The 14,875-nt window shown below is 63.3% G+C and carries 18 protein-coding genes and 1 pseudogene; 11 read left to right on the plus strand and 8 right to left on the minus strand.

Features of this window, described 5'->3' with window-relative positions; translation table 11 throughout:
* Window positions 1–285, plus strand: a pseudogene (locus ACI8UR_RS10550) (cytochrome B); the annotation flags it as partial.
* On the opposite strand, the gene ACI8UR_RS10555 reads toward ACI8UR_RS10550, so the two are convergent.
* Window positions 282–896, minus strand: a complete 615-nt coding sequence (locus tag ACI8UR_RS10555; protein ID WP_415087847.1) for a halocyanin domain-containing protein — start codon at window positions 894–896, stop codon at window positions 282–284. The pseudogene ACI8UR_RS10550 and the gene ACI8UR_RS10555 overlap by 4 nt on opposite strands.
* A 179-nt stretch (window positions 897–1,075) precedes the next feature.
* Entirely contained in the window at window positions 1,076–1,474 is a 399-nt protein-coding gene (gene msrB, locus ACI8UR_RS10560) for a peptide-methionine (R)-S-oxide reductase MsrB (RefSeq protein WP_415087848.1), read from the minus strand.
* A 93-nt stretch (window positions 1,475–1,567) separates the two neighbouring features.
* Here msrB and ACI8UR_RS10565 point away from each other — a divergent pair, with 93 nt between their 5' ends.
* From ACI8UR_RS10565 to ACI8UR_RS10580, 4 genes are all read left to right on the plus strand, one after another.
* Window positions 1,568–1,747 carry a hypothetical protein gene (locus tag ACI8UR_RS10565; protein ID WP_415087849.1) on the plus strand — a complete coding sequence of 60 codons (180 nt, stop codon included), beginning with the start codon at window positions 1,568–1,570 and terminating at the stop codon, window positions 1,745–1,747.
* Window positions 1,748–1,939: 192 nt separating this feature from the next.
* Window positions 1,940–2,074: a hypothetical protein gene (locus ACI8UR_RS10570; RefSeq protein ID WP_415087850.1), complete on the plus strand. Its 135-nt coding sequence runs from the start codon at window positions 1,940–1,942 to the stop codon at window positions 2,072–2,074.
* An 82-nt stretch (window positions 2,075–2,156) separates the two neighbouring features.
* Complete coding sequence (gene msrA, locus ACI8UR_RS10575) at window positions 2,157–2,690, plus strand: peptide-methionine (S)-S-oxide reductase MsrA (RefSeq protein WP_415087851.1); 534 nt, start codon at window positions 2,157–2,159, stop codon at window positions 2,688–2,690.
* Window positions 2,691–2,732: 42 nt separating this feature from the next.
* On the plus strand, window positions 2,733–3,170 hold the full coding sequence (locus ACI8UR_RS10580) for a universal stress protein (protein ID WP_415087852.1): 438 nt from the start codon (window positions 2,733–2,735) through the stop codon (window positions 3,168–3,170).
* 1 nt (window position 3,171) lies between these two features.
* Here the strand turns inward: ACI8UR_RS10580 and ACI8UR_RS10585 are convergent, their stop codons facing one another.
* Complete coding sequence (locus ACI8UR_RS10585) at window positions 3,172–3,414, minus strand: hypothetical protein (RefSeq protein ID WP_415087853.1); 243 nt, start codon at window positions 3,412–3,414, stop codon at window positions 3,172–3,174.
* A 106-nt stretch (window positions 3,415–3,520) separates the two neighbouring features.
* Between ACI8UR_RS10585 and ACI8UR_RS10590 the strand changes: the two genes are divergently transcribed.
* The 3 genes from ACI8UR_RS10590 (at window position 3,521) to ACI8UR_RS10600 (ending at window position 5,804) form a co-directional block, all read left to right on the plus strand.
* On the plus strand, window positions 3,521–3,937 hold the full coding sequence (locus tag ACI8UR_RS10590; RefSeq protein ID WP_415087854.1) for a hypothetical protein: 417 nt from the start codon (window positions 3,521–3,523) through the stop codon (window positions 3,935–3,937).
* A 4-nt stretch (window positions 3,938–3,941) separates the two neighbouring features.
* Entirely contained in the window at window positions 3,942–4,352 is a 411-nt protein-coding gene (locus tag ACI8UR_RS10595) for a hypothetical protein (protein WP_415087855.1), read from the plus strand.
* A 504-nt stretch (window positions 4,353–4,856) separates the two neighbouring features.
* Window positions 4,857–5,804: a ribonucleoside-diphosphate reductase gene (locus tag ACI8UR_RS10600; RefSeq protein WP_411716249.1), complete on the plus strand. Its 948-nt coding sequence runs from the start codon at window positions 4,857–4,859 to the stop codon at window positions 5,802–5,804.
* Window positions 5,805–6,237: 433 nt separating this feature from the next.
* Here ACI8UR_RS10600 and ACI8UR_RS10605 read toward each other — a convergent pair whose 3' ends face one another.
* Both ACI8UR_RS10605 and ACI8UR_RS10610 read right to left on the minus strand, forming a co-directional pair.
* The gene (locus tag ACI8UR_RS10605; RefSeq protein ID WP_411716248.1) at window positions 6,238–7,458 is read right to left on the minus strand and encodes an acyl-CoA dehydrogenase family protein; all 1,221 of its coding nucleotides are present in this window, start codon (window positions 7,456–7,458) and stop codon (window positions 6,238–6,240) included.
* 1 nt (window position 7,459) lies between these two features.
* Window positions 7,460–8,023 carry a hypothetical protein gene (locus ACI8UR_RS10610; RefSeq protein WP_411716247.1) on the minus strand — a complete coding sequence of 188 codons (564 nt, stop codon included), beginning with the start codon at window positions 8,021–8,023 and terminating at the stop codon, window positions 7,460–7,462.
* A 240-nt stretch (window positions 8,024–8,263) separates the two neighbouring features.
* Between ACI8UR_RS10610 and ACI8UR_RS10615 the strand changes: the two genes are divergently transcribed.
* Window positions 8,264–8,914 (plus strand): helix-turn-helix domain-containing protein, encoded by a 651-nt coding sequence (locus ACI8UR_RS10615; RefSeq protein WP_411716246.1) that lies wholly within the window; start codon window positions 8,264–8,266, stop codon window positions 8,912–8,914.
* Window positions 8,915–8,953: 39 nt separating this feature from the next.
* Here ACI8UR_RS10615 and ACI8UR_RS10620 read toward each other — a convergent pair whose 3' ends face one another.
* Window positions 8,954–10,108, minus strand: a complete 1,155-nt coding sequence (locus tag ACI8UR_RS10620; RefSeq protein WP_415087856.1) for a hypothetical protein — start codon at window positions 10,106–10,108, stop codon at window positions 8,954–8,956.
* A gap of 238 nt (window positions 10,109–10,346) precedes the next feature.
* Between ACI8UR_RS10620 and ACI8UR_RS10625 the strand changes: the two genes are divergently transcribed.
* Window positions 10,347–12,008 (plus strand): AMP-binding protein, encoded by a 1,662-nt coding sequence (locus ACI8UR_RS10625; protein WP_411715022.1) that lies wholly within the window; start codon window positions 10,347–10,349, stop codon window positions 12,006–12,008.
* Here ACI8UR_RS10625 and ACI8UR_RS10630 read toward each other — a convergent pair whose 3' ends face one another.
* Together ACI8UR_RS10630 and ACI8UR_RS10635 are read right to left on the minus strand one after the other, a co-directional pair.
* Entirely contained in the window at window positions 12,009–12,548 is a 540-nt protein-coding gene (locus tag ACI8UR_RS10630) for an SCP2 sterol-binding domain-containing protein (RefSeq protein WP_411715021.1), read from the minus strand.
* Between the two features lie 628 nt (window positions 12,549–13,176).
* Window positions 13,177–14,430, minus strand: a complete 1,254-nt coding sequence (locus tag ACI8UR_RS10635) for a hypothetical protein (RefSeq protein WP_411715020.1) — start codon at window positions 14,428–14,430, stop codon at window positions 13,177–13,179.
* A gap of 179 nt (window positions 14,431–14,609) precedes the next feature.
* Here ACI8UR_RS10635 and ACI8UR_RS10640 point away from each other — a divergent pair, with 179 nt between their 5' ends.
* Window positions 14,610–14,762: a hypothetical protein gene (locus ACI8UR_RS10640; protein ID WP_411715019.1), complete on the plus strand. Its 153-nt coding sequence runs from the start codon at window positions 14,610–14,612 to the stop codon at window positions 14,760–14,762.
* The last annotated feature ends 113 nt before the right edge of the window (window positions 14,763–14,875 follow it).

The following is a 14,875-nucleotide window of genomic DNA, read 5'->3' on the forward strand; positions in this document are numbered from 1 at the left end:
CTCGCGGTGATGGTGTTCGTCTCACTGACGCCGGTCGGCTTCCTGCAGTTGGAAACCTCCTTCACTGAAGGGTATGCAGCAGCCCGGAGCCTGGCGTTCTATGAGAGTGAGCTGGTGCAGACGCTGCTTTGGCTCCGGCTGCCCGGCGATACGCTCGTCATCGCCGGCGCGTTGGTCTTCCTGACGGCGGCGCTACGGGCGTATCGACATCGCCGTGACCCGACGGCTGAAGAGGAGGCGGCCGAGCACTCCACTCCCGCCGCCCCCCCGAAAGAGGAGGCTTAGACCTGCTCTTCGCGCTTTAGGTTCCGGTACATCAACACGACGAGTCCGAACGGCGACAGGAAGGCGATGACGGCCGCGACGCCGTACAGCGCCAGCACGTCGTTGCTGACTTGGGTCGCTGGCTCGTCGCCGTCCCCCTCGCCGCCTTCTCCACCTTCACCGCCTTCACCGCTACCGCCTTCGCTGCCTTCACCGCTACCCTCGCCACCGCCGCCGACGTTCATCCCGCCGACGGTGACCTCGGGGGCGCCTTCGCCGCTGCCGACCGCGACAGCGCCTTTCATCCCCTGTGACTGGTGGGGTTCACAGATGTATTTCGAGATACCGTCGCTTTCGAAAGTGACCTCGAAGGTGGTGCCGGATTCACTCGCGAGCTCGCTCGTGTAGCGCTCTCCGGACTCCCGCTCGGCGACGTTGTGGTATCCCTGATCCCACTCCCAGATGACGGTCGTTCCGGGGTCGACGTGAATCGCGGGCGGGTCGAAAATCAGGTCACCGCCGGCGCCGACGGTGACGGTCACTTCATCCTGGCCGGTTCGGTCGACGGTGCCCTCGAAGTTGGACACGTCATCGAACCAGCCGCCGTAGTCGAACTCCTCTTGTGCGCTCACGGTCGACGTCGCTGCCGCGGCAGCAGCCGCTCCGGCGCTAGCGCGGACGAAATCGCGGCGACTCAGACCGGCCGAATCGTTCGTGGACATCCTTACTCGGCGGTTCACAGCCACGTCATATGAGGATTATCACTCGTCTCAGAAGACGGGAAACCGACTTCTGGGGGCTCGCAAGGCCGTCATTCGTCGCTTTCGTCGAAATCGAGCGCGACTGAGTTCATGCAGAACCGCTGGCCCGTCGGCTCGGGGCCGTCCTCGAAGACGTGGCCGAGATGGCCGCCACACGACGCACAGACGACCTCCGTCCGCACCATGCCGTGGCTGCGGTCTTCCTTGAGTTCGACGGCGCCCTCCTCGGCGTCGTAGAAGGAGGGCCACCCCGAGTTCGAGTCGAACTTCGTCTCGGCGTCGAACAGCTCGGCGCCACAGCCGGCACACCGGTAGATGCCGTCGTCGCCCTTGCCGAGGGAGTCGCCGCTGAACTTCGGTTCGGTGCCCTGCTCGCGGAGCACGCGATACTCTTCCTCGGTGAGCACTTCACGCCACTCCTCGTCGGTCTGCGGGAGTTCCTCTGTCATATCCCTTCATACGTGTTCCAGCTGTTTCCACATTGTGCTGCCGGCGGTCGCCGCGCCGCAAGGACAAAGAGGCTGCCTGCGGTCGGTCACAGTATGCGAACCGAAGACGAACTCCGCGAGCGTATCGCGGAACTCGAATCCCAGTACGACGACTACGACCCGCCGTCCTCGGAGTTCGAAGACACCGCTGAAGTCGCCATCCTCCGGGCTATCGAGGAGCTGGAGTGGGTGTTAGAGGAGTACGACGAATCGACCGGCTTCACCACGTCGTAGCCGCTGCCCCGTTTCGCTTCCGCCCACGAATCGTGGCCCGAACCATCAATGACCGATTCTATTGGTGACAGAACCGCTCCCGACGCCTCTGTCACTCCGTGTCGTCGACGTCGGCAACGTCGTCGTCTCGCTGCTTTTCACGCTGCTTGCCGTCCAGAGCGCCCCCCCGCGTTCGTCGTCGTGCTCGCGTGGATGATGCTTTCGACCGCGCTGTATCTCTATCGCATCCGCGCCTACGACCGGAAGGGAATCGACCTCAAGGCCTGGATGACGATTTTGCACAAACACGAACAGGTCGGTGGCTCGAACACCAGCGACGACGATTAGCGCTGCCGGCTTCGCTCCCGCCCCGCGGCCGGCAGATGCCCCGATACGTTGATTCAAGCATCTGGAGCCCATACACGGGCATATGTCCGAGACGGAAACTGCAACGCTTGCGGGGGGCTGTTTCTGGTGTATCGAGGCCGCGCTGAAGGAGCTTCGCGGCGTCGAATCCGTGGTCTCCGGCTACGCTGGCGGCCACGTCGAGAACCCAAGCTACGAGGCCGTCTGCCGTGAGGAAACCGGCCACGCCGAGGTCGTCCAGGTCGAGTTCAACCCAAAAATCGTCCCCTATCGCGACCTGCTCGAGGTGTTTTTCACTATCCACGACCCCACGCAGCTGAACCGGCAGGGCCCCGACATCGGCAGCCAGTACCGCTCGGCCGTCTTCTATCACGACGACGAGCAGCGACAGACGGTCGAGGCGGTCATCGACGACCTCCAGCCGCTGTACGACGACGACATCGTCACCGAGGTCGAACCGCTCGAAGAGTTCTATCGAGCCACGGAGCACCACCAAGACTACTTCGAGAAGAACCCGAACGACACCTACTGCGTCGTCAACATCAACCCCAAGCTGAAGAAGATCCGCCAGAAACACGCCGAACTGCTGTCGGCGTGACTCCCCGTACCGCTTTTGTACTGTCGGCGAGACGGCCCGTTCATGTACGACCGAATCCTGTTGCCCACCGACGGAAGCGAGGCCAGTAGCCGCGCAATCGAGCAGGCCATCGGGCTGGCCACGGAGACGGGTGCGGAAATCCACGCACTGTTCGTCGTCGAAGACATCCCGTACGCTCCCGAGATGATGGACGACGAAGTCGCGGCACAGCTTCGCTCCGTCGGCGAGGAGGCGCTCACGGCCATCCGCGAGCAGGCTGAGGAGGCCGGCGTCGATGTCGTTGCTGCCCTCGAAGAGGGTGCGCCACACACCACGATTATCGATTACTCCGAGGCCGAAAACGTCGACCTCATCGTGATGGGAACGCACGGCCGCAGCGGCCTCGACCGATATCTGCTCGGCAGCGTCACCGAACGCGTCGTCCGCACCGCCGAGGTGCCCGTTCTCACCGTTCGGATGGAGGAACTCGAAGAGGAGTGAGTTATCGGAGGCCGAATGCCCGCATCGAGCCGTAGCCGGAGGCGACGGAGACGCTGCCGGTGCCGATGGCGACGAGGATGTACGAGGAGTTGACCGCGGCGCCGTAGACAGCCGCCTGGAGGGCGCCGAAGGCCGTCATCGCGGCCAGCCACAGCAGCGCGAGCCCGACGATCGCGCTCCGAACGCTGATGAACCCGTCCGGCGGCCCATCTGCCGACTCCTCGCTTGCGACAGGGTCGCTCATACCCGTATGGAGGCTTCCGTGCCGATAAGCCCTCGGCTCCCCGGAAACGCGTTCGAGACCCAACATCCGGCGATGACTTATTACCGACCCGCCCGCAGCGACGCGCATGCCCGAGTTCTCCGTGACCGAGGCGCAACTTCAGCGGCTCGATAACGTCTGTGACGACCTCGAGGCCGCCTACGTCGACGAGTACGGGACTGTCCGCCCACAGGACGCCCTCGAATATCTCCTCGATACGTACACGCCGCCGGAAGACGGCGAGCGGCCCAGTGGGTCCGAGGGAGCCGCGGCTGAAGCGGACGAATCTGACGGGGAAGCGGACGCGGATACGCCCGACGACCCGGCCGACGACAGCCCGGAAAGCACACTCCAGCAGGCGATGAATCTGCTTGAAGCCCACGATGACCGGTGGCGAGAGGGCAGCGGTGACGAACCCTACGAGGTCGACCTCCCCGACGGCTCGACGGAGCCGGCCCGAACGAAAGACGACGTGAAACGACTGCTGTTCAACCACTGGAAGTAACTCGATGGGCCTTCTCGACCGACTCCGCGCGTGGTGGCGGGCTGCTATCGGAACGAGCAGTGGGGAACCGGGAGAACCGAAACCGACGGGAGCGTTCGAGTGTGCGGTCTGTGGGACGGGCGTCGACGACCCGGAGGGCCCATGTCCGCTCTGTCAGTCGACGGATATCGTCCCCAGCGGCGAGCCGGCGGAGTCTGCGGCGGATCGCCCGGCCGCAACCGAGCGTCGCGTCGCCGACGATGCCGACTCGGTTGAGAAGCTTCGCGAACTGCGAGCCGACGGCGAGGTGCTCGAACGCCACGCCGACTGCTGGCGGCCGGTCGACGGCGGCTTCGCCGTCGAGACACCCGATGACGAACGGGTCGTCGACTCCCGAGCGGCGGTCCTCGACCTGCTTCGACGCCACTACGAATAGAGTCAAGTCCCTGCGGCGGCCCACAGTTCATGAGCGTCGAGCTGACGACTGACGACCGCATCGCGACCATCTCGACCCCCGACCGGAAGAACGCCATCGACGCTCTTGTTTGACAAGGAAACTGGTGCGTTCGCACCTCAAGAACAGCTTACGTCGTAAACCACAATATCCCAACGGCGGTCGGGAATCCTCACCCTTCACGGCGGGGAGGATGTCAAGGAGCGGGCCGAAACGCTTGCTGGCCGGCCGACGAAGGCCGTCGCTGCGGCAAAGCCACTCGTCTACCGCAGTCCCCACCGCTCGATGGAGGAGACGCTCCGGGAGGAAGCCCTCGCCCAAGAGGAGCTGATAGATAGCGCGGATTTCGCCGAAAGAGTCGCTGCGTTCGTGGCCGACCGCGAACCGGAGTTCGAAGGTCGGTAGCTCGCCGCCGATTTGAGTTAAACTACCTCCCATGCGGGGCGTTACCTCAATCCATAAGCGGCTCCTGTATCCAGACTACCCATGACACAGATTCGGGATGACAGTCGCGAGATGCGCATCAGCGAAGACACCGTCGGCGGCGGCTACTTCAAACACGCCGTCTACAACCACTGGGATCCGTACGAGGACATCGGGCAGGATCTCATCGAAACCGACAGAAAGCGGAGCATCGAATCCGCAACGTCCGAGGAGGAGTTCTTCGAGACGATGCAGTATCTCGCGCTGTTCGGGGCGGGCGAGGAGGCCGTTACCGAAGACCTCGCACCGCTGATGGTCGCTTTGGACGACATCAACGACCAGATGTTCATCTCTTCGCAGATCTACGAGGAGGCCAAACACGCCCAGTTCTTCGACCGCTACTGGCGGGAGGTCATCTTCCCGGTCGCCGAAGAGTGCGGCTACGAGAAGGTGTATCCCACCGATCAGCGGTTCTTCCCGGACGGCTACATGGAGCTTTTCGACCGCACCGAGGCCGCGATGCAGGAACTGCTGACGAACGACACGCCCGAGAATCGCGTGCGAGCGTACTGCCATTACCATCTCACCGTCGAATCCGTGCTGGCTCAGACGGGCTATTACGGCCTCACGACGGTGATGGGGCCCGAAGAAGAAGACCATATCTCGCCGTCCGACCTCGACACGCCGCATCTGCCGGGGCTCGTGAAGGGTATCAACTACATCCGCAGCGACGAGGGCCGCCACGTCGGCTTCGGGATGCAGAAAGTCCAGAAACACCTCGCCGAGGACGGCGTCGACGAGCAGATCGTCCAGGACACGCTCCAGGAACTGATGCCGTTCGTCGCGGAGACGGTGTCGGTCGGCGACGGCGTCATCAACCCGATGCCGCTCGTCAACTACGCCCGCGACAAACTCACCCGCCGCATCGAGATCATCACCGACGCTGACGCCAAGATTCCGGATGTCGAAGAGCTCGTCTCACTCGACGACTCGCCCGCTGCCGCCGACTGACCTCCCGAAAAACGACCCATCGAGCAGCGTCTCTTTCTGCCGGCGGCTGGTCTCCCCCCGCGTTCGACGCGCCCACGAAGTAGACCGGTGTAGCCGTCAGCCTGCTCTGTCGGGATGTCTCGGATTCGAAGTCCTTCGATTACATACCATAGTGACATCCGAACTGTCGGTCGAGACGCTAACCAAGCGACTGAAAACGACTAACGAAACAATAGAGATAGCATCCGCCGAGGGCGGGTTCGAAGAACCCGCCTGAGGCGGTTCGCGGCGACGAGGCGGCGGAGCCGCCGAGTCGCCGTAGCGCGCGCGGACTGGAGGCGACCCGAAGGGTCGCCGGAAGGAGCACGCGCGCATATTTTCCCCAAGTTTTTGCCGCGGAGCGGTGTTCGCCGCCGAACGGCGGCGAACCCGTGGAGCGTGCAAAAAGTGGGTTTTAGTACGCACTCAGCCCGGTCAACTCTTTCCCAACGATGAGCTTCTGGATCTCGGTGGTGCCGTCCGGGATGGTCATGACGCTCGCGTCACGATAGTAGCGCTCCAGTCGATTCTGGGTTTTCAGCCCTTCGCCACCGTGAATCTGCAGGGCGTTGTAGGTGGCGTCGACGGAGCGTTCGGCGGTGTACCCCTTCGCGAGCGAGGAGATGAGTCGGGCGCGGTCGTCGCCGCGGCTGAGCAACTCTAGGGCGTGTCGCGCGAGGTGTCGGGAGGTTTCAAGGTCGCGCAGGATGTCGTAGAGTTTCTCCTGGACGAGTTGGTTCTCGCCGATGGGTTTGCCGAAGGTTTCCCGCTCGTGGACGTAGTCCAGCGCCTCGTCGAAGGCGGCCTGCATGATGCCGACCGCCATGAACGACATGCCCGTTCGCATGAAGGAAAAGGTCGCATTCAGCGCCTTCTGCTCGAAGAACAGCTGGGAGACGGCCTCGGGGAACGGGACGATCTCCTGCATATCGGCGCCGTCCATCAGCGCGTTGCCGACGATGTTCGACAGGCGGTTGTCCTCCGGGATGCGGACGCCGTCGAAGTACATGTGGCCGTTGTTGACGCCTTTCCAGCCGAGTTTGTCCATCGTCTCGGTCTCGAACGGCGAGTTCTCCTGGTCGACGAGGAACATGTCCTGGGTGTCGGCCTCGTCGTCGTGGGCGACGACCAAAGCGATGTCGGCGATGGGTGCATTCCCGACCCACGTTTTCTCGCCTTCCAGCACGTACTCGTCGCCGTCCTTGTAGGCGACCGTGTTCGGTCGGGCGGTGTCGGAGCCGCCTTCGGGCTCGGTGACGGCGAGACAGCCGATACACTCGCCGGTTTCGAGCTTCGAGAGCATGGCGTCCTGGGTTTCGTCGGCGGCGTAGTTGACGAACACCGACGGGAACGACATCTGGAGGGCGACGTTGAGGCTCGGCCACACCTTCGAGACCTCTTCGGAGACGACGGCGAACCGTTCGAGGTTGCCGAAGTACTGCTCGGCGATGCCGGGCTCGAAGCCAATCCCGAGCTCGCGGAGGACGCCCGTATACTCGATGAACTCCTCGCGGGTCAGCGGCTCGCGGTCGGCCTCATCGACGATGGGCTCGATGTGCTCCTCCAGCTGGGCACGCAGCTCCTGGCGGAACTGCCCGTCGTCTTCGTCGTAGATCCCGCCGTATTCGGAGGACATCTTACGAGGGGATGTTCTCTGCGAGGTTGCTCATGATTGGGGCCAGCTGCGTCCCCTGTGCGACGGGGCCATCGAGTTCGTACTGTTGGCTCATGAAGCCCTGCACGGGGTCGATGGCGCCCGTGATGAGGCCGACGAGGTTGTCGCCGGGCCCGGAGATCCCGATCGTCGGGTCGTCGATGGTGCCTGCCCCGCCCGTGACGGTCTGTTCGTGGCCGTCGACCTTCAGATGGCCTTCCATCGGGCAGTCGTTGGCCTCGAAGTTAACCGTGATGTTCTGGGCGATCTGCTCTTTGACTTCGGGGGTGTTCTCGACGAGCACTTCCATGCCCGTCCACAGCAGTTCCTGGAACTGGTCGGCGGTCTGTGGGTTCGCCGAGACGAAGTCGGCGATGTCGATCTCCTCCATGCGGCCGACGAGCCGGCCGAAAAGCGCCGGGTGCTCCTCGACGAGGGCGCGAGTCTGGCCGTCGACATCATCCAGGATGTCGGGCAGTTCCGATTCCAGTTCGTCGAGCGATGCTTCCAGCGATGCTTCGATTCGAGTTGCGATGTCGTCCGTCATAGTGGTTCTCGGGGGCGACCCCCGTGTATCCGAATAGAGTGACCGATAGGCCCTGTGGATTGTTCCTCCCATGGGTGGGTGTTTATGATAGAACGCCGAAACCCCGATATTGGGGCGGTAACAGGCCGCTACGGAACGGCTTCGGCAACTGATAAGGGTCTGTCCTCGGATTCGAGTTTTTATAAACAGCGCATCACGTCGCCAACTGTTTATACCGGAGTACGTACAGTATACAGTATCATGCGCTACGTCAGGACGGTCATCATCCCGCGTGAGGGTGGGCTTCACCCCGTTGACGAACGGCTCGCTGAGGAGCCGAACCTCACGCGTGAACTGCTGCACAACATCAGCCTGCTGGACGATGGAACGGCGATTACGCTGTTCCAGCTTTCGGGTGACGCCGACCTCGCCAGCGAGATCGCCGAGGAATCCGACGAGGTTCTCGATTACCAGCTCTCGGAGGGCGACGACCACATCACCATCTACACCCATTTCATGCCGACCCAGGATATCGTCGATCTACTGTCGCTGTTCCGGGAGTACGAACTCATCCTCGATATGCCGCTTGAGTACACCGCTGATGGGTCGCTCCGGGCCCACATCGTCGGCGAGGAGGACGTCATCCGAGAGGTCATCCCGAAGGTGCCGGACGGAATCGGCCTGAACCTCGAACAGATCAGCGATTACGTCCCCGAGGAAGAGCGGCTCTTCTCGATGCTCACCGAACGCCAACAGGAGACGCTGCAGGCCGCCCTCGACGTGGGCTACTACCGCGTGCCGCGCGAGGCGACCCATCAGGACATCGCCGACTATCTCGACCGTTCGGACGGCACGGTCGGCGAACACCTGCGGAAAATCGAGGCGAAAGTGATGGCCGCTATCGCACCGTAGCGCGGCCGCCGGCGAAGCGTCGGAAAAACGCGACCGCCCTCAGGCGACGATACGGCGCCCAGCGACGGCGGAGACGACCGCGAGAAGTGCGGCGATCGCGCCGAAGCCGGCGCCGTCGTCTTCGGTCTCGGTGGCGTCACCGCCGCCCTCGCCGTCCGTGGACTCGGTTTCGGTCGCGGTCTCGGTTTCGGTCGGCGTCGATTCGCCCCCCTCGACCGTCACAGTCGCGGTCGAGGCGGACAGTTCGGTTCCGTCCTCGGCGTGGACGGCGACGGTGACCTCGGTGGTCTCCGTCAGCGTCGGGTCGAGATCGAGCGTGGCGTTCTCGAGGGTCGTGTCTGCCTCGAAGGTGTCTGTCGCGTTCAGATCGCCTTGTTCGGCGTGGAAATCGACGTAGAACGGCACTTCGGCGGTCGCTTCCTCGACTGTGATGGTGTGAACCTCGTCGTGTTCGTCGAGCACCTGTGTCTGGTTGGTGAACGTCACGTCGGCCGTCGTGACCGTCGCGGTCGTGGCGGCCAGTTCCGTCCCGTTGGCCGCGTGGACGGCGACGGTGACGTTCGTCTCGTTCTTCAGCGTCGGGTCGAGGTTGAGGTTGAGGTCGGTCTGTGCGGTGCCGGCCTCGAAAGTCGCCGTCTTGTTGTGGTTGCCGTCCTCGGAGTGGACGTCGACGTAGTACTCCTGGTTGGCGGCGACGGTGTCGACGGTGATGGTGTGAACCTCGTCGTGTTCGTCGAGCGCGTGCGTCTGGTCGTCGAACTCGACGGTCGGTGCCTCGACAACGTCGACGCGTATCTCCTGTGCCTCGAGTTCCGTCCCGTTGGCCGCGTGGGTCGCGACCGTCACCGTGGTGTCGTTGGTGATAGTCGGATCCAACTGGAGTGCGAGGTTCTCGACGGTCGTGCCGGCCTCGAAGGTGCCCGTCGCGTTCAGGTCGCCCTGCTCGCCGTGGACGTCGATGTAGAATTCGGTGTCGGCCGTCGCGGAGTCGACGGTGATGGTGTGAACCTCGTCGTGTTCGTCGAGCACCTGTGTCTGGTTGTGCACGACGAGATCCGCGGCGTCCGGGTGCGCGGCGGCCCCGCCCGCGAATAGACCGACCGCGAGAAGCGAGACGGCCACGAGAAGCGCAATTGAGAACGCGTGGTGATTGGAAAGCGATCCACCCCCTGAATTGAGAGAGCGCAGTTGCATACTTCAGACGGCGATCCTCGCTCGCCCAACTTATAAGTACTGACTTCGACTGTAATAATTACACGGCGGCGGGCGGTTTTTGGCGGTAGCGCGTCCGGGGGCACGCCACGGAGTGCTCCGGGACGATACGTACTGCTCCTGGAAGCACTTTCGACAGCGTGGGAGCGTCACCCACCCACGTAAACCACCGCGCATACGAGCGCGTAGGGTTTCCGGGGGAGAGGTGCTTTCCGGACGTATGAGTGAAGAGCGACCCTGGTTCCGGGAGTACGAGGCGTTCGGCATCGAGGAGACACTCGGACCGTATCCCGACCAGCCGGTGCATCAGTTCCTGTACGACGCCGCCGAAGAGTACCCCGAACAGGGCGTCGTTCAGGGCGACCGAACCATCACGTATCCCGAACTCCGCGCGGACGTTGAGGCGCTCGCGGCCGCACTCCAGGAACGCGGCGTCGAGCCCGGCAGCCGTGTCGCGACGGTGCTCCCCACGTCAGTCCAGTTCATCGTGGCGACGAACGCCATCTCGCGTGCGGGCGCGGTTCACGTCCCGAACGATTTCCTCGACGCCGAAGACGACCTCGCCTACCGGCTCGAAACGAGCGACCCGGACGTGCTTATCGGGCGTGACGAACACCGCGACCTGCTGGAGACGCTTCGGGAGACGGCCGATATCGACCGGCTCATCCTCACGTCGCTGGACGATTACGCCCCGGAGCCACCGGAACACGACCCCGAAGACGACGTCGAGTGGCTGCCGACCGTCATCGAGGAGAGCGATGGCGGCCCCAACACCGCCGATATCGCGCCCGAAGACACCCACACCATCCTCTTTACTGGTGGCACGACGGGGCAGCCGAAGGGGTGTCTGTTGACTCACCGGAATCTCGTCGCCAACGCCCTGCAGTCGATCGCCGCCCAGTCGCGGCTTCCCGATTTGATGCGCGGTCGCGAATCGGCCATCATGGCGCTGCCGATGTACCACGCCTACGGCTACTCGGTGACGAACATGCTCGTCGCCTTGGGCCTCGACGTTCTCGTGGTGCCCGACGCCCGCGATACGGAGTTGGTTCATAGCCACATCGCCGAACACGAACCGCTCGTCATGTTCGGCGTACCGACGCAGTTCATGCAGGTCGCAGACGACGAACTGGAACACGACGTTGTCGGGCTCTCGGGGTCGGCACCGCTGGCCTCGGAGACGCGCGAGCGGTTCAACGAACGCTCCTCGGGCATCTCACAGGGGTACGGCCTCTCCGAGATGTCGCCGATTACCCACTTCGACGTGAGCGGAATCCAGGAAGCCATCACGGGCACTTCGGCCGACGATGCGGGCTTCGACCGCCCCGCCATCGGCGTTCCCGTCCCCGATACGGACGCGAAACTCGTCGACATCGACACTGACGAGGAAATCCCGCTCGAGGCGGCCATCGCCGAGGAACGCGAAGGCGAGATGTACCTGAACGGCCCCCAGCGGATGGCCGGCTATCTGAACGCCGACGACCCCTTCGACGAGGACGGGTTCGTCGCGACTGGCGATGTCGTGAAAATCGACGAGCGGGGGCGGTTCTACGTCGTCGACCGGGTGAAGAACATGATCAACGTCTCGGGGCTGAAGGTGTACGCCGAAGAGGTCGACGAGGAGCTGTTCGGGATGGACGGCGTCCGCCGCCCCGCGACTATCGGGGTTCCAGACCCAGAACGCCCCGGAAGCGAGCGCGTGAAGATCTTCATCGAACCCGAAGCGGACGCCGATATCACCGCTGACGACGTGCGGCCGTATCTGGAGGGTCGTGTCCCGCGGCAGGCGATGCCGAAAGAAGTCGAGTTCGTCGAGAGGGTGCCGCTCACGGATATCGGCAAAACCGACCGTGAGGCGCTGAAAGACCGCGAGTCAGAGTAGTTATTTCGAGAAGGTTTCGTCGGCGAACGCCGCATCGATGCTCGCGGCGGATTCGGTCAACTCGACTGCGGCCTGGGAGTACTGCATCACTTTCTGCATGTCACCCTCGATGTCGAAGTGGCCGGACATCATGCCGTCGACGACGCCGAGGTTACCGCGCATGAGGTCTTTCCAGGTCTCGTTGTCGGCGGTCAGTCTGAAGCCGACATCGACCTCGTCGGGGCTCTCGATGAGATACGCATCGGTGCATTTGCCGCCTTCGAGACCGACGAAGGAGTAGCCGACGTGGACGCCGTTCTCCTCGTTGACGTACTGGTCGATCTCCGACCGGAGGTCGTCCGGCATCGCGTCGATGTCGAGGTCGTCGACCGGCATGTTCCGCATCTCGAAGATGAAATCGCCGTTGAAGTCCACGCCCCAATCTGCTGCCTGCTCGGCGTACGCCTCGTTCTCGTTGATGCGGTCTTTGTACGCTGCAAACCACGCCTGGCTCGGGAAATAGATGACGTCGGATTCGTCATCGAGGTTCTGTTGTGCCATCGTATCCCGTACATTCTCTCCCAGTGTTTGGGTGTGACTCCGCGAATCAGAGGGGGTTTAAACGTGACCGCGCTGCGAGACTGTCGTTGCACCAACATACCTAGGATGTTAGCCGCTAGCTTCAATCCCGGGCGCTGACTTCGACCAAGTGGTCGGTTCCACCGAAGCACGGCTGTCACATCTGACATCGCGCCACACCTGGCTGTTCGCCTCTGACGTGTCGAACATACACGTGCGTCGGGGAACCGACATCACCGCGATTTCTCGACTGCGCCCATCGCTCACGCCCCACCACTGCCCTATTAAAGCAACCGAGTATTGCTGGCCGAAGGCTTAGCGGTGTTGTGCCCGTCGTACAGAATGGACGCCGGCAAAATAACCATTACCGAACTGCTGCCGCGCGTTCGGCGTCCTTCCCTCCGATGCCCCTTGGGGGGTGTACCAACTCCTGTCCAGCCCTGTGTATCGTGCTCGAAATAAAAGACAGCGTGGATTGTGTCGGAACTGAGCCGCTTAGCTGAAGTGAGGCGCTAAGCCCCCTTCCTCAGGAGCGCCGACCGTTGTCGTCGATGCGGACGACGCCGGCGTTTCGCAGGTGGAGACGTGGCCGAAGCGAGTCTCGCGCCCGTTACGGCGTGTATGAAAGCGGATCACAGAGCGCCCACACGTCCTCGGTCGGGTCGAGCCGATTGGGTTCGGCGCCGCGCGTCGTCAGGACGCCCGCATGGTACAGCATCGCCTTCAGCTGGAAGACTGTCGGCGAGTGATACACCTTTCCCTCCCGAAGCAGCTCTGTTCTGAGTGACCCGTCCCGTGTCAACACTCGCGACCGCACGTCGTCGGTGCTTCGGACGAACAGTTCGACGGCGAACGTCGGGTGATGTTCGTGGAGCCACTCGAGGAACTCGACGAGAGACGGTTCCGTGAGCGCGTCCTCGTGCATCGTCTGCAGTTCCTCGACCAGGAGCTTCGTCGCCGGATACGCCCACACGACACGTCTGGTGAGCGCTCCCCACTCCGGCGCGAGGTCGTAGAAGCGTTTTTGTGATCCTTGCCACGCCTCGAACGGCTCCAAGGCGGCGTCGACGGAGCCGTATCGGTGTAGTGCGAACCGAACCACTTCCTCGCCGAGTGGCGTCAGTTCGTCGCGGCGTGGCTGTTCGTCGACGAGCCCGAGAAACACCGCGCCTCGGCGGGCGTCCGCGACGGCGCTGACGACGTACTCCGTGAGCACTGCTTCGGTGTCGTCGGGGTGGTACAGCGCCAGCGGATATGCCAGATAGTTCTTCGGGTGGTTCAGCCCGAACGACGCGTCTGCAACGCCCTGAGCTGTCGCCTGAAATCGGATAGCTGACGCATCGTCGGCGGTGTGTTTGCCGACGACGCGTGGCGTTTCGATAGGCCGGACGCCCCCGCCCGAATCCACGCCGAGCACGCCCACGTTGAGTTCCCGTGCGAGCGTCCGAGTGGTCTGTCCGATGGCGTCGACTGGTGCCGCAACGTAGGCAGCGTTGGCTTCGTGCAGGCGGTCGTATGCCTGCAACACGCCGCGCTCGGTGTCGACGGTTCCGTCGCCCGTGTAGCCTTTCGCCTCCACGGCGACGAGCGGTGGTTCCGACCCGAGGCGGTCGACGGCGAGCAACTCCGATTCCAGTGTTCGAACGCCGACGAGGTCGGGGTACCCCGAGCCGATTCGGACGTGGTTGAACGGTGCGAGCCGCTCGCGGATGTCGGCTGCGATTCGCTGCCCTGGAAGCCACTCCTCGGCCGCGAACTGGGTGTCACAGACGGCGTAGGTGTTCGGCTCCTCAGCGTCTGGAAAGAGGCGCCCCTTCGCGTGGGCGAGCACCTGCGGCTCCGAGAGTGACTCGGCGCTGGCCATGACCGGTACTCCCGGGCGGAGCTGATGAAGGTTCGGCCCACCGCCATCCCACCAGCGCCCCTCGGTTCGCCAGCGCCGGCCTGCCTGTCCCCGTCGTGCTCCCCGGGTTCAGCCCCATCACTTGGATGTATTATCGGCCGATAGCGTTATATCTGCCCTCTGGATAGTTTCCCCTAACGATGTGCGAAAATAGCCGGACGAGCATCGACTGCAACGACTGCTCGTTTTCCACCGTCGTGACCGGTGCCGACGACGAACTCCCGGCTGATGTGGTCATCGAACACGGACGGGAGTCGGGCCACACTCTCACCGTCGAGCCGCTTGCGGAGTGACGGTGACCGCTCTCATGAATTGGATACTTGTTTTCATATCAAAAGCGACCGGGCATACACAGCAGTAACCATATTCCAGTCGGTACGCCACCTGTGGGTAGGGTTGGGAAACG

Origin of the sequence: Natronomonas sp., from assembly GCF_047616845.1 — an archaeon.
Taxonomy (GTDB): Archaea; Halobacteriota; Halobacteria; order Halobacteriales; family Haloarculaceae; genus Natronomonas.

Coding starts and splice junctions, on each gene's coding strand:
- ACI8UR_RS10625 (WP_411715022.1), top strand. CDS start 10,347: ATGAGTGAAGAGCGACCCTGGTTCCGGGAGTACGAGGCGTTCGGCATC.
- ACI8UR_RS10580 (WP_415087852.1), top strand. CDS start 2,733: ATGTACGACCGAATCCTGTTGCCCACCGACGGAAGCGAGGCCAGTAGC.
- ACI8UR_RS10640 (WP_411715019.1), top strand. CDS start 14,610: ATGTGCGAAAATAGCCGGACGAGCATCGACTGCAACGACTGCTCGTTT.
- ACI8UR_RS10590 (WP_415087854.1), top strand. CDS start 3,521: ATGCCCGAGTTCTCCGTGACCGAGGCGCAACTTCAGCGGCTCGATAAC.
- ACI8UR_RS10635 (WP_411715020.1), bottom strand. CDS start 14,430: ATGGCCAGCGCCGAGTCACTCTCGGAGCCGCAGGTGCTCGCCCACGCG.
- msrB (WP_415087848.1), bottom strand. CDS start 1,474: ATGACAGAGGAACTCCCGCAGACCGACGAGGAGTGGCGTGAAGTGCTC.
- msrA (WP_415087851.1), top strand. CDS start 2,157: ATGTCCGAGACGGAAACTGCAACGCTTGCGGGGGGCTGTTTCTGGTGT.
- ACI8UR_RS10610 (WP_411716247.1), bottom strand. CDS start 8,023: ATGACGGACGACATCGCAACTCGAATCGAAGCATCGCTGGAAGCATCG.
- ACI8UR_RS10600 (WP_411716249.1), top strand. CDS start 4,857: ATGACACAGATTCGGGATGACAGTCGCGAGATGCGCATCAGCGAAGAC.
- ACI8UR_RS10620 (WP_415087856.1), bottom strand. CDS start 10,108: ATGCAACTGCGCTCTCTCAATTCAGGGGGTGGATCGCTTTCCAATCAC.
- ACI8UR_RS10565 (WP_415087849.1), top strand. CDS start 1,568: ATGCGAACCGAAGACGAACTCCGCGAGCGTATCGCGGAACTCGAATCC.
- ACI8UR_RS10585 (WP_415087853.1), bottom strand. CDS start 3,414: ATGAGCGACCCTGTCGCAAGCGAGGAGTCGGCAGATGGGCCGCCGGAC.
- ACI8UR_RS10615 (WP_411716246.1), top strand. CDS start 8,264: ATGCGCTACGTCAGGACGGTCATCATCCCGCGTGAGGGTGGGCTTCAC.
- ACI8UR_RS10595 (WP_415087855.1), top strand. CDS start 3,942: ATGGGCCTTCTCGACCGACTCCGCGCGTGGTGGCGGGCTGCTATCGGA.
- ACI8UR_RS10570 (WP_415087850.1), top strand. CDS start 1,940: ATGATGCTTTCGACCGCGCTGTATCTCTATCGCATCCGCGCCTACGAC.
- ACI8UR_RS10605 (WP_411716248.1), bottom strand. CDS start 7,458: ATGTCCTCCGAATACGGCGGGATCTACGACGAAGACGACGGGCAGTTC.
- ACI8UR_RS10630 (WP_411715021.1), bottom strand. CDS start 12,548: ATGGCACAACAGAACCTCGATGACGAATCCGACGTCATCTATTTCCCG.